This window comes from Massilia psychrophila, assembly GCF_002760665.1.
Taxonomy (GTDB): Bacteria; Pseudomonadota; Gammaproteobacteria; order Burkholderiales; family Burkholderiaceae_D; genus JAFCUW01.
Genome location: NZ_PDOB01000046.1, coordinates 1 through 21,552 on the forward strand (window position 1 = coordinate 1; position 21,552 = coordinate 21,552).

At 65.0% G+C, this 21,552-nt stretch carries 20 protein-coding genes; 11 read left to right on the plus strand and 9 right to left on the minus strand.

The genetic code is table 11. The features are described 5' to 3' along the window. From CR103_RS19600 to CR103_RS19625, 6 genes are all read left to right on the plus strand, one after another. A partial coding sequence (locus CR103_RS19600; protein ID WP_099917610.1) for a lytic transglycosylase domain-containing protein occupies positions 1-1,353 on the plus strand: 1,353 nt, incomplete at its 5' end. A gap of 38 nt (positions 1,354-1,391) precedes the next feature. Continuing rightward, a complete protein-coding gene (locus CR103_RS19605) occupies positions 1,392-2,360 on the plus strand; it encodes a complex I NDUFA9 subunit family protein (protein ID WP_099917611.1) in 969 nt (322 codons plus the stop codon). Positions 2,361-2,396: 36 nt separating this feature from the next. After that, positions 2,397-3,113 carry a glutathione S-transferase family protein gene (locus tag CR103_RS19610; RefSeq protein ID WP_099917612.1) on the plus strand — a complete coding sequence of 239 codons (717 nt, stop codon included), beginning with the start codon at positions 2,397-2,399 and terminating at the stop codon, positions 3,111-3,113. Positions 3,114-3,125: 12 nt separating this feature from the next. Continuing rightward, complete coding sequence (locus CR103_RS19615; protein WP_099917613.1) at positions 3,126-4,358, plus strand: multifunctional CCA addition/repair protein; 1,233 nt, start codon at positions 3,126-3,128, stop codon at positions 4,356-4,358. A 228-nt stretch (positions 4,359-4,586) separates the two neighbouring features. Continuing rightward, a complete protein-coding gene (locus CR103_RS19620; protein ID WP_099917614.1) occupies positions 4,587-6,131 on the plus strand; it encodes a DAHL domain-containing protein in 1,545 nt (514 codons plus the stop codon). 53 nt (positions 6,132-6,184) lie between these two features. Then, positions 6,185-6,853: a GNAT family N-acetyltransferase gene (locus CR103_RS19625; protein WP_099917615.1), complete on the plus strand. Its 669-nt coding sequence runs from the start codon at positions 6,185-6,187 to the stop codon at positions 6,851-6,853. A 23-nt stretch (positions 6,854-6,876) separates the two neighbouring features. Here CR103_RS19625 and CR103_RS19630 read toward each other — a convergent pair whose 3' ends face one another. Further along, the gene (locus CR103_RS19630; protein ID WP_099917616.1) at positions 6,877-7,383 is read right to left on the minus strand and encodes an Lrp/AsnC family transcriptional regulator; all 507 of its coding nucleotides are present in this window, start codon (positions 7,381-7,383) and stop codon (positions 6,877-6,879) included. A 127-nt stretch (positions 7,384-7,510) separates the two neighbouring features. Here CR103_RS19630 and hppD point away from each other — a divergent pair, with 127 nt between their 5' ends. Continuing rightward, a complete protein-coding gene (gene hppD, locus CR103_RS19635) occupies positions 7,511-8,656 on the plus strand; it encodes a 4-hydroxyphenylpyruvate dioxygenase (protein WP_099917617.1) in 1,146 nt (381 codons plus the stop codon). A 40-nt stretch (positions 8,657-8,696) separates the two neighbouring features. Beyond that, entirely contained in the window at positions 8,697-12,263 is a 3,567-nt protein-coding gene (locus CR103_RS19640) for an indolepyruvate ferredoxin oxidoreductase family protein (RefSeq protein ID WP_099917618.1), read from the plus strand. A gap of 79 nt (positions 12,264-12,342) precedes the next feature. On the opposite strand, the gene CR103_RS19645 is transcribed toward CR103_RS19640, so the two are convergent. Further along, positions 12,343-12,738 carry an MAPEG family protein gene (locus tag CR103_RS19645; RefSeq protein WP_099917619.1) on the minus strand — a complete coding sequence of 132 codons (396 nt, stop codon included), beginning with the start codon at positions 12,736-12,738 and terminating at the stop codon, positions 12,343-12,345. Between the two features lie 188 nt (positions 12,739-12,926). Between CR103_RS19645 and CR103_RS19650 the strand changes: the two genes are divergently transcribed. Further along, entirely contained in the window at positions 12,927-14,702 is a 1,776-nt protein-coding gene (locus CR103_RS19650) for a M14 family metallopeptidase (RefSeq protein WP_099917620.1), read from the plus strand. Here CR103_RS19650 and CR103_RS19655 read toward each other — a convergent pair. The 7 genes from CR103_RS19655 to CR103_RS19685 all read right to left on the minus strand — a co-directional run bounded on the left by CR103_RS19655 (position 14,674) and on the right by CR103_RS19685 (position 19,319). Further along, positions 14,674-15,027, minus strand: coding sequence for a hypothetical protein (locus CR103_RS19655; RefSeq protein ID WP_099917621.1), 354 nt, complete (start codon positions 15,025-15,027; stop codon positions 14,674-14,676). The genes CR103_RS19650 and CR103_RS19655 overlap by 29 nt on opposite strands. A gap of 583 nt (positions 15,028-15,610) precedes the next feature. Next, positions 15,611-16,450 carry a PhzF family phenazine biosynthesis protein gene (locus CR103_RS19660; RefSeq protein ID WP_099917622.1) on the minus strand — a complete coding sequence of 280 codons (840 nt, stop codon included), beginning with the start codon at positions 16,448-16,450 and terminating at the stop codon, positions 15,611-15,613. Between the two features lie 158 nt (positions 16,451-16,608). Further along, a complete protein-coding gene (locus tag CR103_RS19665) occupies positions 16,609-16,752 on the minus strand; it encodes a PPC domain-containing DNA-binding protein (RefSeq protein WP_370659468.1) in 144 nt (47 codons plus the stop codon). Positions 16,753-16,760: 8 nt separating this feature from the next. Next, positions 16,761-17,177, minus strand: coding sequence for a histidine phosphatase family protein (locus CR103_RS19670; RefSeq protein ID WP_099917623.1), 417 nt, complete (start codon positions 17,175-17,177; stop codon positions 16,761-16,763). 12 nt (positions 17,178-17,189) lie between these two features. After that, the gene (ttcA, locus tag CR103_RS19675; RefSeq protein ID WP_099917624.1) at positions 17,190-18,113 is read right to left on the minus strand and encodes a tRNA 2-thiocytidine(32) synthetase TtcA; all 924 of its coding nucleotides are present in this window, start codon (positions 18,111-18,113) and stop codon (positions 17,190-17,192) included. Continuing rightward, entirely contained in the window at positions 18,110-18,508 is a 399-nt protein-coding gene (locus tag CR103_RS19680; RefSeq protein ID WP_099917625.1) for a dihydroneopterin aldolase, read from the minus strand. The genes ttcA and CR103_RS19680 overlap by 4 nt, the downstream gene beginning before the upstream one ends. A gap of 10 nt (positions 18,509-18,518) precedes the next feature. Beyond that, positions 18,519-19,319 (minus strand): SDR family oxidoreductase, encoded by an 801-nt coding sequence (locus tag CR103_RS19685; RefSeq protein ID WP_099917626.1) that lies wholly within the window; start codon positions 19,317-19,319, stop codon positions 18,519-18,521. A gap of 46 nt (positions 19,320-19,365) precedes the next feature. Here CR103_RS19685 and CR103_RS19690 point away from each other — a divergent pair, with 46 nt between their 5' ends. Both CR103_RS19690 and CR103_RS19695 read left to right on the plus strand, forming a co-directional pair. Then, entirely contained in the window at positions 19,366-20,523 is a 1,158-nt protein-coding gene (locus CR103_RS19690) for a class I SAM-dependent methyltransferase (protein ID WP_099917627.1), read from the plus strand. 40 nt (positions 20,524-20,563) lie between these two features. Beyond that, positions 20,564-21,532 carry a J domain-containing protein gene (locus CR103_RS19695; protein WP_099917628.1) on the plus strand — a complete coding sequence of 323 codons (969 nt, stop codon included), beginning with the start codon at positions 20,564-20,566 and terminating at the stop codon, positions 21,530-21,532. Positions 21,533-21,552: the final 20 nt, after the last annotated feature.

Consider the following 21,552-nt stretch of genomic DNA (forward strand, 5'->3'; position numbering starts at 1 on the left):
GGCCCGGCGCGCCGCGCCGCCGTGCTGCTCGGCGCCACCGACACCCAGGCCGCCCAGGCGGTCGACGTGCCGGCGCTGGCGCTGGCGCGCGGCGTCGGCGTCAGCCGCGTCGACCACGAAATCTACCTGGTCGCCGTCGGCCGCATGGCGCGCACCAGCGCCAGGCTGGCGGTCATCGCGTTGGAGAAAAATGCGTCAAGGCTGAGTCCGCAGGAACTGGCCACCGGCTGGGCCGGCGTCGCGCTGGCCGCCTCGATGACGCTCTCGCCCGACGCCTGGGGCTACTGGCAAAAGAGCGCGGGCGCGCTGCTGTCGCAGGACCAGCTGCAATGGAAGAGCCGTATCGCGCTGCGTCAGGGCGACTGGAAAAGCGTGCGCGCCACCATCGAAGCGATGCCGCCGCAGTTGCGCGCCGACCCCACCTGGACCTATTGGCTGGGGCGCGCGCTGGCTGCCGAATCGGGCGCCAGCCACGAGCAGGCGCAGGCGCTGTTCGCCCGCATCGCCGACCAGAACAGTTTTTATGGCCAACTGGCGATGGAAGAAACCGGCCGGCAAGTGTCGATCCCGCTGCCCGGCCGCGCCCTTACGCCGGCCGAAATCGCGCCAATGGCGGCCAACCCGGGCCTGCGCCGCGCGCTCAAGTTTTTCAGCCTGCGCTTGCGCTTCGAAGGTACCCGCGAATGGAACTGGGAGTTGCGCAAACTAAGCGAGCGCGAGCTGCTGGCGGCCGCCGAATTCGCCCGCCAGAACGGCATCCTCGACCGCATGGTCAACACGTCCGAGCGCACCCGCACCGAGTTCGACTACACCCAGCGCTTCCCATCGCCCCATAACGAGATCTTGCAGCCGACGGTGCAAAACCTCGGCCTCGACCGCGCCTGGGTGTATGGCCTGATCCGTCAGGAGTCGCGCTTCATCATCGACGCCCGCTCCGGTGTCGGCGCCTCGGGACTGATGCAGGTGATGCCCGCGACCGGGCAGTACGTGGCGAAAAAAATCGGCCTCACCGATTTTGTCCAAGCCATGCTCACCGACCTGCGCACCAACATCCTGCTCGGCGCCAACTACATGAACATGGTGCTGGCCAGCGCCGACGGCTCGCAGCCGCTTGCCAGCGCGGCCTACAACGCCGGCCCTGGCCGCGCGCGCAACTGGCGCGCAACCTTGAACGGCCCAATGGAAGGGGCGATCTTCGCCGAGTCGATTCCCTATGCCGAGACGCGCTCCTACGTCAAAAACGTGCTGGCGAACGCCACCAACTACGCCGCGCTGTTCGACAACAAGCCGCAGTCGCTCAAGGCGCGCCTCGGCGTCGTCAGGCCGGGTGGCGCGGGCAACCAGCTTCCCTGACGGCGCAATTTCACGAAATTCACATGATTGGAAGCACGATGAAAGCGATGAAAGTAGTGGTATTCGGTGGCTCCGGTTTCATCGGCGGTCATCTGGTGGCGCAGCTGGCCGCTGAGGGCATACAGGTGCTGGTGCCGACCCGGCGCCGCGAAGCTGCGATGCGCCTGACGTCGCTGCCGGGCGTGGACGTGGTGCAAAGCGACATCGGCCGCGCCAGCGTTGAAGAACTCCATGCGCTGCTGCTTGGCGCCGACGCCGCCATCAACCTGGTCGGCGTGCTGCACTCGGCGCGCGGGGTGCCGTACGGCGAGCAGTTCCGCCGCGCCCATGTCGAGCTGCCGCGCCGCATCGTCGCCGCCTGCGCTAGCGCCGGCGTGCCGCGCTACCTGCACATGAGCGCCCTCGGCGCCGACCGCGACGGCCCGTCGATGTACCAGCGCTCGAAAGCCGACGGCGAGATCGCCGCGCGCGCCGAGCCGTCGGTGGCCGCCACCATCTTCCGCCCCTCGGTGGTGTTCGGCCCGGGCGACAGTTTCCTTACCATGTTTGCGCGCATGCAGCGCTGGCTGCCGCTGGTGCCGCTGGCCTGCGCCGACGCCGAATTCCAGCCGGTGTTCGTCGGCGACGTCGCCCGCGCGTTTGTGCACGCGCTGCTCGACCCGAAAACGCGCCACCTGGTGTTCGCGCTGGGCGGGCCGGCCATCTACACCCTGGCCGAGCTGGTGCGCCTGTCCGGGCGCTGGTCGCACCACGAGCGGCCGGTCATCGCGCTGCCGCCAAGCCTCGGCCGCCTGCAGGCGCGGCTGTTCGAACTGCTGCCCGGCACTCCCTTGATGAGCCGCGATAATCTCGACTCGATGAAGTGCGATAACGTCCTCGACCCCGCCATCCAGGCCTTGACAGCGGCCACGTTGGGAATCAAGCTGACAGCGCTCGAAGCGGTGGCGCCGCAGTACCTGTCGCCGCATGAGCGCATGGACGATTTCCGCGCCCGCGCCGGACGCTGATTGTTGACCCGCCCCTAACCCGACCCGCGAGCCCGAATGCAAACCACAGAACTCGACCCGACCCTGTCGCAAACCCTGAACGACGCGCGCCAACCAGGCCTTACGCTGGTGATCGGCAACAAGAACTATTCGTCGTGGTCGATGCGGCCGTGGGTCGCCTTGACCGCGTTCGGCATCCCGTTCCAGGAAGTGCGGGTGCTGCTCGACATGCCCGACACCGCCGCCCGCATCGCCGGTTTCTCCGGCGCCGGCCGGGTGCCGGTGCTGGTCGCCGGTGAAATCACGATCTGGGACAGCCTGGCGATCTGCGAATACGCCGCCGAGCAGTTCCCCGACAAGCACATGTGGCCGCAAGACGTCGCCGCGCGCGCGATGGCACGCTCGGTCTGCGCCGAGATGCACGCCGGCTTTGCCGGCCTGCGCAGCGCGATGTCGATGAACATCCGCGCCAGCCTGCCCGGTCGCGGCCGCACCAATGAAGCGCAGGGCGATATCGGGCGCATCTGCGAAATCTGGGAAGAGTGCCTGTCGCGCTTCGGCCACCACCAGTTCCTGTTCGGCGAGTTTTCGATCGCCGACGCCTTTTTCGCCCCGGTGGTCATGCGTTTTCGCACCTACGGTGTGTCGCTGGCGCCGGCGCTGCAGGCTTATTGCGACCGCGTGCGCTGTCACCTTGCGGTGGCGCGCTGGATCGGCGAAGCGCTGGCCGAAACCGAAGTCGCCGGTCGCCACGACGCCGCACTGCCGCAGTAAGGTGTCGCGCCAATGAAAACCTACGTGGTGGGCGGCGCGGTGCGCGACGACCTGCTCGGCCTGCCCGTCAAAGACCGCGACTGGGTAGTGGTCGGCGCCACGCCGGAGCAGATGCTGGCGGCCGGTTTTCGCCCGGTCGGCAAGGATTTTCCAGTCTTCCTGCATCCGGCCACGCAGGAGGAATATGCGCTCGCGCGCACCGAGCGCAAGACCGCGCGCGGCTACCACGGCTTTGTCTTTCACACCGCGCCCGACGTCACGCTCGAACAAGACCTGGTGCGGCGCGACCTTACCATCAACGCCATCGCGCGCGCCGATGATGGCACGCTGACCGATCCGTTCGGCGGGCGCGCCGACATCGACGCGAAGGTATTTCGCCACGTGTCGAACGCGTTCGCCGAAGACCCGGTGCGGATCCTGCGCCTGGCCCGCTTCGCCGCCCGCTTTCCGCAATTTACGCTGGCGCCCGAGACGCTGGCGCTGATGCGCCAGATGGTCGAACAGGGCGAAGTCGATGCGCTGGTGCCCGAGCGGGTGTGGCAGGAAATCGCCCGCGGCCTGATGGAAGCGGCGCCGTCGCGCATGCTGGCGGTGCTGCGCGACTGCGGCGCGCTGGCGCGCATCATGCCCGAGCTCGACAAACTGTGGGGCGTGCCGCAGCCGCCGCTGCATCATCCCGAAGTCGATACCGGCGTGCACATGATGCTGGTGATCGATTACGCCGCCGATTGCCGATTCGACCTGCCGGTGCGCTTCGCCGCGCTGATGCACGATTTGGGCAAGGGCGTGACGCCGCCGCAGCACTGGCCGAGCCATCACGGCCATGAAGGGCTCGGGGTCAAGCTGATCGGCGACTTGTGCAAGCGCCTAAAAGTGCCCAACGAGTGCCGCGAACTGGCCTTGATGGCGGCGCGCGAGCACGGCAACGTCAGCCGCGCCGAGACCCTGCGCGCCAATACCGTCGTCACCTTGTTCGAACGCTGCGATGCACTGCGCAAGCCGGCGCGCTTCGCGCAGATGCTGCAGGCGTGCGAGTGCGATTACCGCGGCCGCGGCAGCAGCGGCGGCGACGATTTCCGCAGCCGGCCTTTTGCGCAGGCGAAACTCCTGCTGGGCGCGCTCGCTTGCGCGCGCGCCGTCGATGCCGGCGCAGTGGCGCAGCGCCATGCCGACAAACCCGAGCACATCAAGGATGCCGTCCACGCGGCGCGCGTCAGTGCAGTCAAGGCCTTGTTGCGCGAGTAGCCGCAGGGCCAAACGGGGACGCCGGGCGCCCACTTCACTGGTGTAAGGCGGGCGTGGCCACTTTCCCAAAAGATAAGCCAAAACAATATGCACGAGTAATCATTAGTGCCCTATTGCACCATTCCTGCTATCCTCGTACAGCGCATGCCCGTCGGTCCCGGCGGCTCGCCCACCCTGGTTTTCGACCATGATCTTTACCCTATTCGCCGCCCGCGGCAGAAATTCCCGATGAGCGCACGCGGCCGTATCGCCGTCATCCTCATGCTGATCTTGCTGGCGGTGTTGCTCGGTTTCCTGTTCAACCGCACCACGGCGGTCGATCTCGGCGCCCAGAACCGGGTCATGCTGAACCTGCGCGAACTCGAAAAGCTCGACGCCGAATGGAACGTCAACATCCTGCGCTCGCGGCTCGGCCTCGACACCGGCTACGAGGCGCTGGCCGCGCCGCTGCCGCGCATTCGCCAGCTGCAGGCCAGCCTGCACGACGCGCTGTCGATGACGCGTGGCCTGGCGGCGCCGCAAGCGTTCGAGCAGATGAACGCAGCGTTGAGGGAAAAAGAGCGCCTGGTCGAACAGTTCAAGCTTGGCAATGCGGTTCTGCGCGAGGCGCTGGTCTACCTGCCGCCGGCGATCACCGACTTCAAGACCGACCTGAACGGCATCGAAGGCGCGCTGGTGCCGGCGCGTACCGTGCTGGCGCTGGACGGCGCGCTCAACGCACTGCTCGCCGATATCCTGCGATTTAACCTGGCGCCCGACATCGCGCTGGCGCTGCAAATCGAGAACACCCTCGGCACCATGCTGATCCAGGCGGCGGCGTTTTCGCCGGCGGCCGGCGAGAAGGTCGGCCTGCTGCTGCGCCATGCGCGCGCCGTGCTGCGCTACCGGCCGCTGGAACGGGCGATCGATGTCGCCATCCGTAGCACCGGCAGCACCGAATCGATGGACCGTCTCGGCCGTCTGTTCAACAATCAATTCGACGAGGTGCTGTTGCAAAAGCAGCGCTACCGCAGCTGGCTGTTCGCCTACTCCGGCGTGCTGCTGCTGCTGCTGATCTACGTCGCCCGCCGCCTGGTGCGCAGCTACCGCATCATCGGCGTCGTCAACCAGCGCCTGCGGGGCGCCAACGAAACGCTGGAAATGCGGGTCGCCGAACGCACCGCCGAACTCAAGGCGCAGTCGCTTCAACTGGAGAAGCTGGCCCACCACGACGGCCTGACCGGGCTGGTCAATTATGCCTACTTCATCCGCATGCTCGACCAGGCCCTGGTGCGCGCCGCGCGTCGCGGCACCACGGTGGTGGTGATGTTTTTCGACCTCGACGGCTTCAAGGCGGTCAACGACACCTTCGGCCACGGCACCGGCGACCTGGTGTTGCAGGCGGTGGCGCGGCGGGTGCGCGACAAGCTGCGCGCCGAAGACGGCCTGGCGCGCATCGGCGGCGACGAATTCGTCATCCTGCTTGAGGAAGTGGGCACGCGCGAGGGCGCAACCAGGGTGGCGCAGCAGACGCTCGACCAGATTTGCGGCATCACCGAGGCCGGCGGCAACCCGGTGGCCATTTCGGCCAGCATTGGCATCAGCAGCGCCCATGGCCGCAGCGGCGCCGTGCGCGGCGGCGCCACCTTGCTGGCCGAGGCCGACCAGGCGATGTACTGCGCCAAGCAGGCCGGCAAGGCCGGGTTTTGCTTGAGCGAACGGGCCGAATGGCGGGCATCGGCGTCGCTGCAAACTGCCGCACCGTATCCCGCCAGCGCGGAAACAGGCGCTTAAATACGCTACAATGGTGCGTTTGGTGCAGCGCACAAAAAAGCAGGGAGCCTCCCATGGTCACGACATTATTCACGAATCGGCTGGGCAAGTGGCTACGCGGCCGCGTTGGCAAACCGCCGCGCCCACCGGTGCTGGTCAAACAGCTGGCCGAACGCGACCGCCGCCGCATGCTCAAGCATTTCATGACGCTCGACAATAGCGACCGCCTGCTGCGCTTCGGCACCGTGCTGCCCGACGAACAGGTCGGCGCCTACGTTGGCAAGATCAATTTTGGCCGCGACACCGTGTATGGCGTCTATAACAAGGTGTTCAAACTGGTCGCGGTCGGCCACCTGGCGTTCGCGCCGAAGGAGCAATTGACGGCGGCAAGCGCGGTGACGACCAAGGACAAGGTGGCCGAATTCGGCGTTTCGGTATCGAAACCGGCGCGCGGATTGGGCATCGGCACCAAGCTGTTCGAGCGCGCTGCCATTCATTGCCGCAATTCGGACGTTGACACCTTGTACATGCATTGCCTGTCGTCGAACCAGACGATGATGCACATCGCCAAAAAAGCCGGCATGGAAATCCAGCGCGAATACGGCGAGGCCGACGCCTACCTGCGCCTGCTGCCGCCCAGTCCCGGCACCGTCATGCAGGAAGCGCTCGAAGAGCAGTTCGCCACCATCGACTACACGTTCAAGGCCAACGCGCGCGCCGCGGTCAAGTGGTTCGGGCGCTAGAGCAGGAAATTTACTTTCCCCTTTTACACCAGCGGCAACGCCGTCGTATCCTTGATCCGCTGCAGCGCGAAGCTCGACTTCACGTCCGCCACCGACGGATGGATCAGCAAGGTCTTCATCATGAAGCGTGAAAAATGCTCCATGTCCCCGACGTGGACCCGCAGCAGGTAATCCATCTCGCCCGTCATCGCATAGCAGGCTACCACCTCCGGCCAGTCCTCGACCGACAGCGCAAAGTCGGCATGCGGCGAGCTCGACGTGCGCTTGGCCCCGGCCGCGTTGGCGCCCTCGCTGTGCTTTTCCAGCCGCACGTTCACATACGCCAGCAATCCGAGGCCGATCTGCACCGGGTCCAGCAGCGCCACGTACTGGCGGATCACGCCGGCTTCCTCGAGCCGCTTGATGCGCCGCAGGCAGGGCGACGGCGACAGGCTGACCTGGTCGGCGACGTCCTGGTTGGATGCCCGACCGTCTGATTGCAAAATTGCAAGAATTTTCCGATCTGTTTTATCAAGCTCGATTTTTGGCATGTATCCTCCGAATGCCATCATTCTACGCAATTTTATTGCGCTTGTTGCCGGCGGGAGGGCAGTGTTTGAAATTTTATGCTGGGGCCTCCGGACTATACTGGGCGCTATAAAAAATCAGGAGACAAACATGCAATTCCAGCCCTGGGACAACCCGATGGGGACCGACGGTTTCGAGTTCGTCGAATATGCGGCGCCGGATCCGAAAGCGATGGGCGCGCTGTTCGAGCAGATGGGTTTTAGCGCTATCGCCCGCCACCGCCACAAGGACGTCACCTTGTACCGCCAGGGCGAGATCAATTTCCTCATCAACGCCGAGCCGGATTCGTTTGCCCAGCGCTTCGCGCGCAAGCATGGCCCGTCGGTGTGCGCCATCGCGATCCGCGTCGACGACGCCGCCATGGCTTACCGGCGCGCGCTCGAACTGGGCGCCTGGGGCTTCGACAACAAGAACGGCCCGATGGAACTGAACATCCCGGCCATCAAGGGCGTGGGCGACTCGCTGCTGTACTTTGTCGACCGCTGGCGCGGCAAGGGCGCCGGCAAGGGCACGCAGGTTGGCGCACTCGGGGCGATCGGCGACATCAGCATCTACGACGTCGACTTCGTCGCCATTGCCGAAGCCGAGGCCAACCCGGTCGGCAATGGCCTGACCTACATCGACCACCTGACCCACAACGTCCACCGCGGCCGCATGAAGGAATGGGCCGGCTTTTACGCAGACTTGTTCAACTTCCGCGAAGTGCGCTACTTCGACATCGAAGGCAAGCTGACGGGCCTCAAATCGAAGGCGATGACGTCGCCCTGCGGGAAAATCCGCATCCCGATCAACGAGTCGTCCGACGACAAGTCGCAAATCGCCGAATACCTCGATCAGTACCACGGCGAAGGCATCCAGCACATCGCGCTCGGCACCGACGACATTTACAAAGCAGTCGATTGCATGCGCGGCACCGGCATTGGTTTTCAGGACACCATCGAGACGTACTATGAGCTGATCGGGCGGCGCCTGCCGCACCACGGCGAGAACCTCGACGAACTGCGCCGCCTGCGCATCCTGGTCGACGGCCACAGCAACGACCTCGAACGCGAACTGCTGCTGCAGATTTTTACGCAGAACGTGATCGGGCCGATCTTTTTCGAGATCATCCAGCGCAAGGGCGACCAGGGTTTCGGCGAAGGCAATTTCCGCGCGCTGTTCGAGTCGATCGAACTGGACCAGATCAAGCGCGGCGTCCTGCAGGCGAAGCCGCAGCCGGCGGAAGACCCGGCATAAGAAAATAGTAACTAATAAATACAAAAAATTCGGAGACGCCATGAATGCACCACCAGACCGATCGCAGCTCGATCCACAGCCGGGCCACGACATTTCGCTCGATGACAAATGGACGCTCGAACGCGGCCGCGCTTTTCTCACCGGCACCCAGGCGCTGATCCGCCTGCCGATGATGCAGCACGAGCGCGACCTGGATGCCGGCCTGAACACTGCCGGCTACATCACCGGCTACCGCGGTTCGCCCGTCACCTCGGTCGACATGACGGCGGTAAAAGCGAAAAAATACCTCGACGCCCATCACGTCAAGTTCCATCCCGGGATGAACGAAGACCTGGCCGCCACCGCCGTGTGGGGCACCCAGCAGTCCAATCTGTTCAAGGACGCCAAGTACGACGGCGTGTTCTCGATGTGGTACGGCAAAGGGCCGGGCGTGGACCGCTGCGGCGACGTCTTCAAGCACGCCAACAACGCCGGCTCCGCCAAATTCGGCGGCGTGCTGGTGCTGGCCGGCGACGACCACGCCGCCAAGTCGTCGTCCACCGCCCACCAGTCCGACCACATCCTCACCGCCTGCGGCATTCCGGTGCTGTATCCGGCGTCGGTGCAGGAATACATCGACTACGGCCTGCACGCGTGGGCGATGAGCCGCTACACCGGGCTGTGGGTATCGATGAAGTGCGTCACCGACATCATCGAGTCCGGCGCCGTCGTCGACTTCGACCCCGACCGCGTGCAGATCATCACCCCGACCGACTTCGCGCTGCCCAAGACCGGCTTGAACATCCGCTGGCCCGACACCATCCTCGACCAGGAAGTGAGGATGAACAGTTTTAAATGGTACGCGGCGCTGGCGTATGTGCGGGCCAACAAGCTCAACAAGATCATCTGGGACAGCCCCAAGCCGAAGATCGGCATCATCACCGCCGGCAAATCGTATCTCGACACGCGCCAGGCGCTGGCCGACCTCGGTATCGACGAGCAGGCAGCCGCCGACATCGGCATCCGCCTCTACAAGATCGGCATGACTTGGCCGCTCGAGTCCGAAGGCGTACACGAATTTGCCAAAGGGTTGGATGAGATCCTGGTGGTCGAAGAAAAGCGCCAGATCCTCGAGTACGCACTCAAGGAAGAACTCTACAACCTGCCCGACGGCCAGCGTCCCCGCGTGGTCGGCAAGTTCGACGACACCGGCGAATGGTCCAACAAGGGCGGCGCCGGCCACGGCGACTGGCTGCTGCCGGCGACCTATGAATTGAACCCGGCGCTGATCGCGCGGGCGATTGCCAGCCGCATCTCGCACTACTGCGCCGGCCACCCGGTCGAGCAGCGCGTCAAACAGCGCATTGCCTTCCTCGAGGCGAAAGAGCTGGTGCTTCAAAACGTCAGCGCCAAGTCGAATCCGGACACCGACCGCACGCCGTATTTTTGCTCCGGCTGCCCGCATAATTCGTCGACCAAGGTGCCGGAAGGCTCGCGCGCGCTGGCCGGCATCGGCTGCCACTACATGGTGCTGTGGATGGACCGCGAAACGTCGACGTTTACCCACATGGGCGCCGAAGGCGTCACCTGGGTCGGCCAGGCGCCGTTCACCAACGAGAAGCACGTGTTCACCAACCTTGGCGACGGCACCTACTTCCATTCCGGGATCCTGGCGATTCGCGCGGCGGTGTCGGCCAAGGTCAACATCACGTATAAAATCCTGTTCAACGACGCTGTCGCCATGACCGGCGGCCAGGAATTCGACGGCCCGCTCGACCCGGGCATGATCAGCCGCCAGATCGCCGCCGAAGGCGTCGGCCCGATCATCGTCGTCACCGACGAGCCGGACAAATACCCGCGCGACTACAAGTGGGCCGAAGGCGTCACCGTGCGCCACCGTAGCGAACTGATGGACGTGCAGCGCGAACTGCGCGACTGCCCGGGCGTGTCGGCGATGATCTACGACCAGACCTGCGCGTCCGAAAAGCGCCGCCGCAGGAAGCGCGGCGAGTACCCCGATCCGGCCAAGCGCGCCGTCATCAACGAAGCAGTCTGCGAAGGCTGCGGCGACTGCTCGGTGCAATCGAATTGCCTGTCGGTCGAGCCGTTCGAAACCGAACTCGGTCGCAAGCGCCAGATCAACCAGTCGTCCTGCAACAAGGATTTTTCGTGCGTCACCGGATTTTGCCCGAGTTTTGTCACGGTCGAAGGCGGCGCCCTCAAGAAGCCTAAGAAGGCCGTAGCCGGTGAGGCCGCGCCCCGCGTGCTTCCGGCGCCCGTGCTGCCTGCCGCCACCCAGCCGTACGGCATCCTGATCACCGGCATCGGCGGCACCGGCGTGGTTACCGTCGGCCAGATCCTGGCGATGGCGGCCCACGTCGAAGGCAAGGGCGCCATCGTGCTCGACATGAGCGGACTGGCCCAAAAGGGCGGCCCGGTGATGTCGCACGTGCGCCTGGCCGACAACCAGGCCGACCTGCACTCGACCCGGGTCGGCACCGGCAGCGCGGACCTAGTGATCGGCTGCGACCTGATCGTCACCGCCAGCCGCGACGCCCTGTCGCGCATGGGCGAGGGACGCACCTATGCGGCGATCAATTCGACCGGCTCGTCGACCGCCGCCTTCGTGAAAAACCCCGACTGGCAGTTCCCGGGCGCCAGCTCGCAGTCGGAAATCGTCAAGGCCTGCGGCATTGATCGCGTCAGTTTTGTCGACGCCGGCAAGATCGCCACCGCGCTGATGGGCGACGCGATCGCCACCAACATGTTCATGCTCGGCTACGCCTGGCAGCAGGGCCGCGTGCCGCTTACCGAAGCGTCGATCATGAAAGCGATCGAACTCAATGGCGTGGCGGTCGGTTTCAACAAGTCGGCCTTTGCGTGGGGCCGCACCGCTGCCCACGACTTGCCGTCGCTGGTCAAGATGACGACGCCGGCCAAGGTCATCGAGTTCAAACGCACGCAAACGTTTGAGGACGTCGTCAAGCGCCGCGTCGAACTGCTGACCGCGTACCAGGACGCCGGCTACGCGCAGCATTACCTGGGTTTTGTGGACCAGGTGCGCGCTGCCGAAGCGAAGCTGGGCAAGGGCACGCGGCTGGCTGAAGCGGTGGCGCGCTACTTCTACAAGCTGATGGCGTACAAGGACGAGTATGAAGTCGCCCGCCTGTACACCGACGGCGCGTTCAAGGAAAAGATCGCCGCCATGTTCGAAGGCGACATCACAGTCAAGTTCCACCTGGCGCCGCCGCTGTTCGCCAAGCACGACAAGGAAGGTCACATGGTCAAGCAGGAATTCGGGCCGTGGATGATGACGGCGTTCGGCGTGATGGCCAAACTGAAAGGCTTGCGCGGCGGTCCGCTCGACATCTTCGGCTACAGCGCCGAGCGCCGCATGGAGCGCGCGCTAATTGGCGAATACCGTGATACCGTCGGCGCGCTGCTGTCGAAACTGGATGCCGGCAACCTGTCGCAAGCGGTGGCGATCGCCAGCATCCCGGAGGACATTCGCGGCTACGGCCATGTCAAGGAACGCCACCTGCGCGCGGCCAAGGCGAAAGAAGCGGCATTGATCGCCGCCTTCGACAAGCCGCAGGCGCCAGCCGGCAGCACCAGCCACGCCGCATGATGTAGTGGCGGCGGCGGCGGCGGCGGCGGGTAAGGCAAGTCAAACTGGATGGCCTCCGCAAGGACGCCATCGAGTTTTTTTAGCCGATCAGGATCGCCTTGAACAGCATGATCAAGCCCCAGATCGACACGCCGAACACCAGCGTGCGCAGCACCGGCACGCCGGCCGCATACAGCGGCACGTACAGCACGCGCGCGGCCAGGTAGAGTTCGCAGCCGAGCACGGTCTGGCCGGAATGGCGCCCGCTAACGTGCGCGATCAGCACGGCAGCAGCGAACAGTGGCAAGGTTTCGAACAGGTTCGCCTGCGCCCGCTGCAGGCGCGCCGTGACCGGACGCGGCGGCGGCGCCTCGCCATCGCGCGCGCTCACGTTGAAGGCGAGGCCGGTTTCCATCGTGCGCAACGTCGACACAAGGAAAATTTGCACCAGCGCCAACACCAGTGTCCATGCCAGCATCGTCAGTTCGGTTGTCATGATTGTCCTTTGTGTGGAAAGGGGGCAGGTAAGATCAACTTCATCATATCAAATTGCCAAAAACCGGCGCACCGGCTTGCGCGGCAAGGTCAATGAGCATTTTTCCGAGCGAAAACACGACTATAATTTCCGGCCGCCCGCGCCCACGATGCGCGGGCGCTTCCCTTACCTTTGCCGGAGCCTTACCGATGATCCGTTCTGCGTTGCTGCTTGGCCTGTTCGCCGCCGTCCCCCTGTCTCACGCTGCCCCTGGCCCGGCTCTCGAGCTCACCACCGTGTCCGAACGTTCGGGGTTTTTGCGCACCGGCCGCTACGATGAAGTCATCAAACTGTGCGTCGCCTTCCAGCAAGCGTATCCAAAGCAGGTGAAGTGCATCGATTTCGGCACCACGCCGCAGGGACGGCCGATGAAGGCGCTGGTCGTTACCCGCAGCGGCGCCATGACGGCGCAGGCGGCGAGAAAGCGCGGCTTGCCGGTAGTGCTGGTCCAGGGCGGCATCCACGCCGGCGAGATCGACGGCAAGGACGCCGGCTTCCTGGCGCTGCGCGCGATGCTGGAAAACCGCGCCGCTCCCGGTGCGCTCGACAAGCAGGTGCTGCTGTTCGTCCCGGTATTCAACGTCGACGGCCATGAGCGCTTCACGCCGAACAACCGCCCGAACCAGCGCGGCCCGGTCGAAATGGGCTGGCGCACGACGGCGCAAAATTTCAATCTGAACCGCGATTACGTCAAGGCCGACGCGCCCGAGATGCAGGCGATGCTCGCGCTGGTGAACGCATGGGATCCGCTGGTCTACGTCGACCTGCACGTCACCGACGGCGCCAAGTTCGAGCACGACGTATCGATCCAGGTCGAGCCGGTGTACTCGGGCGACGCCCAGTTCCGCAAGGTGGGAACGGCGCTGCGCGCCAACGTGATCGCCGACATCACCGCGCAAGGCGCCCAGCCGCAGTCGTACTACATGTCGTTTGCCGAGACCGACAATCCACAATCGGGCTTTGTCGACAGCGTCTCCGAGCCGCGCTTCTCGACCGGCTATTTTCAACTGCGTAACCGCCTGGCGATGCTGGTCGAAACCCATTCGTGGAAGGATTACCCGACCCGCGTGCGCCTGACCCACGACGCCGTCGTCTCCGTGTTGGCGCAGGTTGCCAAACACGGCGCCGAATGGCGGAAGGCCGCCGCGCAAGCGGATGCGCGCGCGCTCGACATTGCCGGCACGCCGGTCGCGCTGACCTACAAGACGACCGACAAATCGCGCATGGTCGAGTTCAAGGGTTATGCGTACACCCGCACGCCTTCAAACGTGTCGGGCATCCTGATGACGCGCTACGACGAAACCACACCGCAGCTCTGGACCGTACCGCTGCGCGATGAGGTGGTAAGCGACCTGATGGTCAATGCGCCCGGCGCCGGCTACATCGTGCCGGCCGCTTTTGCCAAGGCGGTGGCGGCCAAACTGAACCAGCACGCGATTACGTTCCGGCATCTGGAGGCAGCGCAAGACCAGGTGGCGCTCGAGACCTTCCGCGCCGACCAGGCAAGCTTTTCACCGGGCTCGTTCGAATCGCACCAGCGCCTGGCGGTGCAGGGCGCTTGGCGCGCGGAGCGGCGTCCGCTCGCCAGGGGCGACTTGTTCGTACCGGTGGGCCAGCCGAAAGCGCGGCTGGTGATGGCGCTGTTCGAGCCGCAGGCGCCCGATTCGCTGCTGGCGTGGGGCGAGTTCAACAACGCCTTCGAGCGCAAGGAATACATGGAGGAGTACGTGGCCGAAGACGTCGCGCGCGCGCAGATGGCGGCCGATCCGGCACTGGCGGCGCAGTTCAAAAAAATGGTCGACAGCGACCCGGCGTTCGCCAGGAACGCCCACGCCCGGCTGGAGTTTTTTGCGCGCCGCCACGGGTCATGGGATGAGCGTTTTAATTTGTATCCGGTCATGCGGGCCAACGCCGTGCCGAAATAAGCGAATCGACGGCCCCGACCGCCGTTTTTTCGATTGGATGATGCAACAGCGCTTGCCCGGGCTGGTCGGCACCGACCTGTCGCTGCCGGCTGTTGCCGCGGTGGCCCGGTCCTGGTCCCATGCGCGCACAAGGCGCTGCCGTCCCGAACCGGTACCTCTGCCCATGGTTCAGGTACGCCACCTTGCCGGTCAGCCCCGCACCGGCCACCTCGCGCTGGAAGTCCGACAACGGCGACTTGAAGACGCCGTACTCGTTGTAGTGGATCGGGATGGCGTGACGCGGCGCGACCAGCTGCATCATGCGCACGCCGTCCCTGCCGTCCATCGTCACCTTCACCGCGCCGAGGCTGCGGCTGCCGCCAAGGTGCAGCAGCGCCAGGTCGATATTCGGCTAGCGCCGTGGAATACCGGCGCGACAGCGCGATGATGCGCGTGAAGCTGCGCCGCGCCGGCCGCTCGAACTAGATGGCAGGATTGGTCAGCCGCTGCGAATGCAGGCCGTAGCCGTGGCTTCCGGAAGAAACTTCCGGGCGACGGAGGAATACAAGCCGGTGTAGGTGAAATTCCACGTGGTCGACTGCGCCAGGGCAATCGGCGCACTGCAGGCGAGGCACACAGAATTTTGTTAAGCATGATCACTCCCGGTTGGCTTGCATGAGCCATAGAAATCACTGAAGGATGCATCGATGCTAGCGGCGTTGGGCAGCTTGACCGTGGCGTTTTTGCCAGCGGCTGAGTGATTGATTTTTGCGCCGCGGTTGCAAGCGCTCCGCAGTCGCCGCGTACCGGCTGCGGCCGTCACCGGCGAGCATGCGATCGCGACGAAATGGATTTAACAGCGCGCGTTCGTGCGGGACTCCGGACCCATTCGCAGCCGGCGCAGTTCGCCGTCGGTGAAGCCTCACCAATCACCACTTCAAACGGCCGGCGCCGATGTCGATCACGCCGCCACCGACCGTGATCCGGCCATGTTCGACATCCAGGGTGAGCAGGTTAGGGCGTTCGATCATGGTGCCCTGGCGAACTTGAACGTGCAAATCCTTGTCGCCTTCGGTCGCCTGCCACCAGCCGCCCAGGTTGGCGCAGGCCGAACCGGTACCCGGATCCTCGCTGACGCCCGCCGCCCCCGCCATCCAGAAGTAGCGCGCCTCGAAACCCTCGGCGGTGCGCGCGAACACATAGGTTTTGGCCTGGCCGCTGCGGTTGGTCGAATGGCGCGCCATCAAGACCGGGTCGGGCTGGCAGGCCTGCACGTGTTCGACGCCGGTCAGCGCGATCATCGGCTGCTCGGTCCCGCAGTCGACCCACAGCGCCGGGCCGGCGATGGCTTGTTCGGGCAGGTTGAGCATGGCCGCCAGTTCGGCGCGGCTGGCCGCCATCGGCCGCGTGACGGGCGGATTCGCCTGCAAGGTCCAGCGGCCCGCGCGCTTCTTGACGGGGATGATGCCGGCCGCCATCTCCAGGCTGAACGCGTCACCAGCGCCGAGCAGGGTGCTGACCACGTGCGCCGAGCCGAGCGTGGGATGGCCGGCGAACGGCATTTCGTAGCTCGGGGTAAAAATCCTGATGCGCGCGGCCGCCTTGGCGGACGGCAGGATGAAGCTTGTCTCCGACAGGTTGAACTGGCGCGCGATCAGATGCATGTCGTCGTCGGTCAGGGTACTAGCGTCCTCGACAACAGCGAGCGGATTGCCGCCAAAAGTGGTTTCGGCAAATACGTTGACCAAGCGGTAAAGAACGGTGGGCATGGTCTTGTCAAATTATTGGCAGGATGAAAACAATATCAGGTTTTGACGATCGGGGTGGAGCCGCTGGTCGTATCGGACTCCATTGGCGTTCTCAGGAGCGCGGGCGCACCACCAGTTCGCGAAACCCCGATCCAGTGAAGTCCGGTTCGCGCAAAAAGTCATGGTCCGGCAGGAGGCGCCACGCCGAGGCTGCCGATGCCTTGCAAGGCAAAACCGGCGCCGGCGCCGTTCTCCGTTAACACCGTTTCGAGGGCGGCGCGCAGGTCTTGTCCGGGGCGAAGGCGCAAGGGAAAGATTTTCATTGAGATCGTTACGGCACCGGCCTGGTCGCAGGCACTGACGTCAGCAGCACAGTGGTAATGGCGCCGGCGGAATCTACGGTCAACTGGTACAACCTGTCATATTCGTGGTTCGCGATATCAGGGCCGGACATGCCGCCGAACAGGCGCACCAGTTCGGTAAGGGTGTTCGAGTGCCCGACGGTCTGCCGGGTGCGTTTCAAGGGCGTACTGAACACGGCCTTGACCCCGACCTTGTGCAAGATCGCGGCGATGTTACGGGCGCGCACCTGACCCCTCTCGGTCAGTTCCGGATCCTTGGCGCCGCCGGTCTCTTTTTCGCCATGGCGCACCAGGTAGATGGCCGCGGGAGCCGCCAGCGCAATGCTCGGCGCCAGCATGGCCAGCGCCAGGGACAAAGCGGCGATGAACCGGGTAACCGGGTTCATGGTTTGGATTACTTACTGCGGCTGGATCGAGAAGGCCCCTGGCATTGGTGCCGGCGTCGAACACGGCTCGTCGTCGAACGCGATGTCGCCCAGCGGATTGGGCTCGCCATCGGCCTTCAGGTCCTTGAAGCCGAACAGGTTCGGGTCCATCAGGTGCGACGGCACCACCGTCGACAGCGACGAGAAGATGCTTTCGACCCGGCCCGGATATTTTTTCTCCCATTCGCGCATCAAGCCCTTGATCTGCTTGCGCTGCAAATTTTCCTGCGAGCCGCACAGGTCGCACGGGATGATCGGAAACTGTTTTACTTCGGCGTAGCGGGTCGAATCGGCTTCCTTCACGTACGCCATCGGGCGGATCACGATGTGCTTGCCGTCGTCGGACTGCAGCTTGGCCGGCATGGCTTTCAGTTTCCCGCCAAAGAACATATTCAGGAAGAAGGTCTCGAGGATGTCGTCGCGGTGGTGCCCCAGCGCGATCTTGTTGCAGCCGAGTTCATCGGCCACGCGGTACAGGATGCCGCGCCGTAGCCGCGAACACAGCGAACAGGTGGTTTTGCCTTCCGGGATCAGGCGCTTGACGATGCTGTAGGTGTCCTGGTTCTCGATGTGGAACGCGACCCCGAGTTTGGTCAGGTACGCCGGCAGGATATCGGCCGGGAAGTTCGGCTGCTTCTGGTCCAGATTGACGGCGACGATGTCGAAGTGGATCGGCGCGCGTTCGCGCAAGGTCATCAGGATATCGAGCAGGGCGTAGCTGTCCTTGCCGCCCGATACGCACACCATCACCTTGTCGCCGTCTTCGATCATGTTGAAGTCGCCGATCGCCTGTCCGACCAGCCGGCACAGGCGCTTGTGCAGCTTGTTGTTTTCGTGCGCGGTTTTTTCGATGTCGCGCGCCCCTGTTTCGGCCCGCGCCATCAACGCGCTGTTCATGTTTCATCCTTGATCTGGAAAACTTCGACGCCGACGCCTTCGCAGTCCGGATAGACGTCCGGCTTCATGGTCGACACGCGCACCGCGCGCACGCGCGGGTGGGCCAGCATCGAGCGGACGACGTCGTCGCACAGCGTTTCCTGCAGGTGGACGTGGCCGAGCGCCATGCGTTTTGAAATTGTCTCTCGCATGAAATCGTAGTCGACGACCTCGTCGAGGTGATCGTCCTTTGGTGTCGACTGCGCCAGCGGGATGTACAGGTCGACGTTGATCAGCACGCGCTGTTCGCCGCGCTTTTCGAAGTCGTGTACGCCGATGTTGATCATCACTTCGTAATTGCGCAAGAACAGACGGCGGCAGTTGGCGAGCTTGGGGTGGGTCAGTGCGGACGACATAGTGGTAGCCTTATTTGGTGAGGAACATCACGTCGCGCGGCAGCGGCACCAGGTGCTGGCCGCCGTCGACGAGTAGGGTGGTGCCGGTGATGGCGCGCGCTTGTACCAGGTAGCAGACGGCGTCGGCGATATCCTGCGGCGTGCTCGATCGACCCAGCGGCGTGGCTTGATGGGCGCTGGCGAAACCGGCTTCGCTCTGGTCGCCCGACAGCATGGTCAGGCCGGGCGCGACGCCGACCACCCGCACCGTCGGCGCCAGCGCTTGCGCCAGCATCGTGGTGGCGGTGGCGAGCGCCGCTTTCGACAGCGTGTAGGACAGATAATCGGGATTCAGGTTGGCCAGTTTCTGGTCCAGCAGGTTGACGACCACGCCCTGGCTGCCGGCCGGGGTGGCGGCGTACAGCGCTTGCGCCAGCAGGATCGGCGCGCTGACGTTGGCCTGCATGTGGGCCGCCAGCAGGGCCGGCGAAAAGTCGGCCGCGTTGTCGTAGTCGAACAGCGAGGCGTTGTTGACGACGCAGCCGACCGGGCCGAGGGCGTCGATCGCGCGCGCCAGCAGAACCCGCACCGCTGCCTCATCGGCCAGGTCGCATTCGAGCACGACCGCGCGCCGGCCCAGGGCGCAAACCGCCTCGGCCGTTTGCTGCGCATCAAGGCGCGAACTGCGGCAGTGGACGGCGATGTCCCAGCCGGCCCCGGCCAGCGCGAGCGCGATGGCGCGTCCGATGCGCCGGCCGGCACCGGTGACGAGTGCCGCTTGGCCTGGCCTTGGCCCTTGCTCTAGCCCTGAACTGGTGGTGGAAGTGTTCATGTCGTTTCGAATTGTGAGTGCCCGCCGTTGTCGCTACAATACCCGAATGTCCCTACCCGAACCCGATAGCGACGCGCTGGCCGCGTCCCACGCCCTGCAGCAGTTGATCGCCGACGAGATCGCGCGCCAGCCCGGTGCCGCACCTGCCATCACGTTCGCCCGTTTCATGGAGCTGGCGCTGTACGCGCCGCAGCTTGGTTACTACAGCGGCGGCGCCGCCAAGCTGGGCCGGGACGGCGATTTTACAACGGCGCCCGAGATCAGTGCGCTGTTCGGCGCCACGCTGGCCCGGGCGGCAGGCGCTATTATCGCCCAAAGCGCGCCCAACATCCTCGAATTCGGCGCCGGTACCGGCAAACTGGCGCGCGACGTGCTCACCGCGCTGGCACTTGACGGCGTCGCCATCGACAGCTATGCCATCGTCGAACTGTCGGGCGAACTGCGCGCCCGCCAGCAAGAGGCGTTGAAGGATTTTCCGCAGGTGCGCTGGCTCGACGGCTTTCCAGCGGCGTTCAGCGGTGTCGTGCTGGCCAACGAGGTGCTCGACGCCATGCCGGTCGAACTGGTGACGAAGACGCCGGCTGGCTGGCGCCAGGTGATGGTGACGGTGCTGGAAGGCCGCTTCGCCTGGACCGAGCGCGCGCCTGATTCCGCTCTCGAAGCGCACATCGGCCGCCAGGTGCCCGATGCGGCCAGCCTGGCGGACGGCTACCTGACCGAGGTGCATCCGGTGGCGAACGGTTTCATGGCCACGCTCGCGCGCATGCTTGCCGGTGGCAAGGGCGCGGCGATCCTGCTCGACTACGGCTTTCCGGCCCACGAATATTATGTCGACGAGCGCAGCGCCGGTACATTGATGTGCCACTATCGCCACCATGCCCATGCCGATCCGTTTTATTTGCCGGGCCTGCAAGACATCACCGCGCACGTCGATTTTACGGCGATGGCGCTGGCCGCCCAGGACGCCGGACTGGACGTGCTCGCATACATGAGCCAGGCATCGTTTTTGCTCGGGGCCGGCATCGGCGAGCTGCTGCTGCGCACAAGTCCCGACGATGCACGCAGCTATCTGCCGCAGTCGAACGCGGTGAACAAACTGGTGTCGCCGGCCGAAATGGGCGAATTGTTCAAGGTGCTGGTAGTGGGCAAGGGCGTCGAACTGCCGGCGGTGCTTGCCGGCGCCGACCGCAGCCACCGGCTGTAATATTTTGACATCTCGCGGCAGCCGTCGATTATCATGAGTCATGGCCAAGACCCACACCCATTATGACAACCTGAAAGTGGCCCGCGCGGCGCCGCCGGAAGTCATTCGCGCGGCCTACAAGGCCTTGAGCCAGAAGTACCATCCCGACAAGAACCCGGGCGACGAGACGGCGGCGCGCATCATGGCCATCGTCAACACCGCCTACGGCATTCTCTCCGAGCCGGCACGCCGCAAGGAACACGACGAGTGGATCGCCGCCGAGGAATGGGAAATCGACTGGCTCGATAGCACCCGCGCCGAGGATGGACACAAGGCGCGCGACGCCCATGGCTGGGCGCCGCGCGAGGTGGACGCACAAGCGCCGTATCGCCGCATGCGCGACCCGAAATGGTGGTTTGGCTTGAGTGCCTGCTTCGCCGCCGGCTGCGCCGCGGCGCTGCTGGTGGCCGGGCAGCTGCACGCGTTGCCGCCGTCCGGATCGGGATCAGTATCGGAATCAGGCGCGTCGCACGCCGTCAACGCCGCGCCGGCCACGCCGGTACCGCTCGACCCCGCCGCCGATGGCTGGGCGGTCAGCAAGGCCCATGCGCCGCAGGGGCCGGCCCAGCCGCCGCCCAACATCAGGACGCTGGGCGTGACGCAGCTGATCGTACCGGCCGGCGCGCCCGACTGCGGCTTCGAGCTCCATTCGCTGGTGGCGCCAAACGGCGAGCGCTGGCCGAGCGCTTCCGGCTATGTCGATGGCTACCAGGTTGCCAACCAGGGCGAGGAAATGCAGATCCAGATCGACAACGCCAAAAATGGCTCGGCCGTGTTCGTCAAACTGTATGACCTCGACCGCCGCGCCAATGTACGCCATGCGTATGTACTGGCGCGCGGGTTGCTGTCGATCGACGGGCTCGCCGCCGGCAAATACGAGGTGCGCTACCAGAATGTCGACCCCGGCAGCAGCAAGGCCGACTGCGCCGCGCGCACCCAGCCGACCAGGCAGGCCGCAGCACCGCCCTGAGGATGCATGCCCCGGCCGCA

What these genes read in the sequence shown, in the direction of transcription:
- CR103_RS19605 (WP_099917611.1), top strand. Translation starts at nt 1,392, where the DNA reads ATGAAAGCGATGAAAGTAGTGGTATTCGGTGGCTCCGGTTTCATCGGC.
- CR103_RS19610 (WP_099917612.1), top strand. Translation starts at nt 2,397, where the DNA reads ATGCAAACCACAGAACTCGACCCGACCCTGTCGCAAACCCTGAACGAC.
- CR103_RS19615 (WP_099917613.1), top strand. Translation starts at nt 3,126, where the DNA reads ATGAAAACCTACGTGGTGGGCGGCGCGGTGCGCGACGACCTGCTCGGC.
- CR103_RS19620 (WP_099917614.1), top strand. Translation starts at nt 4,587, where the DNA reads ATGAGCGCACGCGGCCGTATCGCCGTCATCCTCATGCTGATCTTGCTG.
- CR103_RS19625 (WP_099917615.1), top strand. Translation starts at nt 6,185, where the DNA reads ATGGTCACGACATTATTCACGAATCGGCTGGGCAAGTGGCTACGCGGC.
- CR103_RS19630 (WP_099917616.1), bottom strand. Translation starts at nt 7,383, where the DNA reads ATGCCAAAAATCGAGCTTGATAAAACAGATCGGAAAATTCTTGCAATT.
- hppD (WP_099917617.1), top strand. Translation starts at nt 7,511, where the DNA reads ATGCAATTCCAGCCCTGGGACAACCCGATGGGGACCGACGGTTTCGAG.
- CR103_RS19640 (WP_099917618.1), top strand. Translation starts at nt 8,697, where the DNA reads ATGAATGCACCACCAGACCGATCGCAGCTCGATCCACAGCCGGGCCAC.
- CR103_RS19645 (WP_099917619.1), bottom strand. Translation starts at nt 12,738, where the DNA reads ATGACAACCGAACTGACGATGCTGGCATGGACACTGGTGTTGGCGCTG.
- CR103_RS19650 (WP_099917620.1), top strand. Translation starts at nt 12,927, where the DNA reads ATGATCCGTTCTGCGTTGCTGCTTGGCCTGTTCGCCGCCGTCCCCCTG.
- CR103_RS19655 (WP_099917621.1), bottom strand. Translation starts at nt 15,027, where the DNA reads ATGGACGGCAGGGACGGCGTGCGCATGATGCAGCTGGTCGCGCCGCGT.
- CR103_RS19660 (WP_099917622.1), bottom strand. Translation starts at nt 16,450, where the DNA reads ATGCCCACCGTTCTTTACCGCTTGGTCAACGTATTTGCCGAAACCACT.
- CR103_RS19665 (WP_370659468.1), bottom strand. Translation starts at nt 16,752, where the DNA reads ATGAAAATCTTTCCCTTGCGCCTTCGCCCCGGACAAGACCTGCGCGCC.
- CR103_RS19670 (WP_099917623.1), bottom strand. Translation starts at nt 17,177, where the DNA reads ATGAACCCGGTTACCCGGTTCATCGCCGCTTTGTCCCTGGCGCTGGCC.
- ttcA (WP_099917624.1), bottom strand. Translation starts at nt 18,113, where the DNA reads ATGAACAGCGCGTTGATGGCGCGGGCCGAAACAGGGGCGCGCGACATC.
- CR103_RS19680 (WP_099917625.1), bottom strand. Translation starts at nt 18,508, where the DNA reads ATGTCGTCCGCACTGACCCACCCCAAGCTCGCCAACTGCCGCCGTCTG.
- CR103_RS19685 (WP_099917626.1), bottom strand. Translation starts at nt 19,319, where the DNA reads ATGAACACTTCCACCACCAGTTCAGGGCTAGAGCAAGGGCCAAGGCCA.
- CR103_RS19690 (WP_099917627.1), top strand. Translation starts at nt 19,366, where the DNA reads ATGTCCCTACCCGAACCCGATAGCGACGCGCTGGCCGCGTCCCACGCC.
- CR103_RS19695 (WP_099917628.1), top strand. Translation starts at nt 20,564, where the DNA reads ATGGCCAAGACCCACACCCATTATGACAACCTGAAAGTGGCCCGCGCG.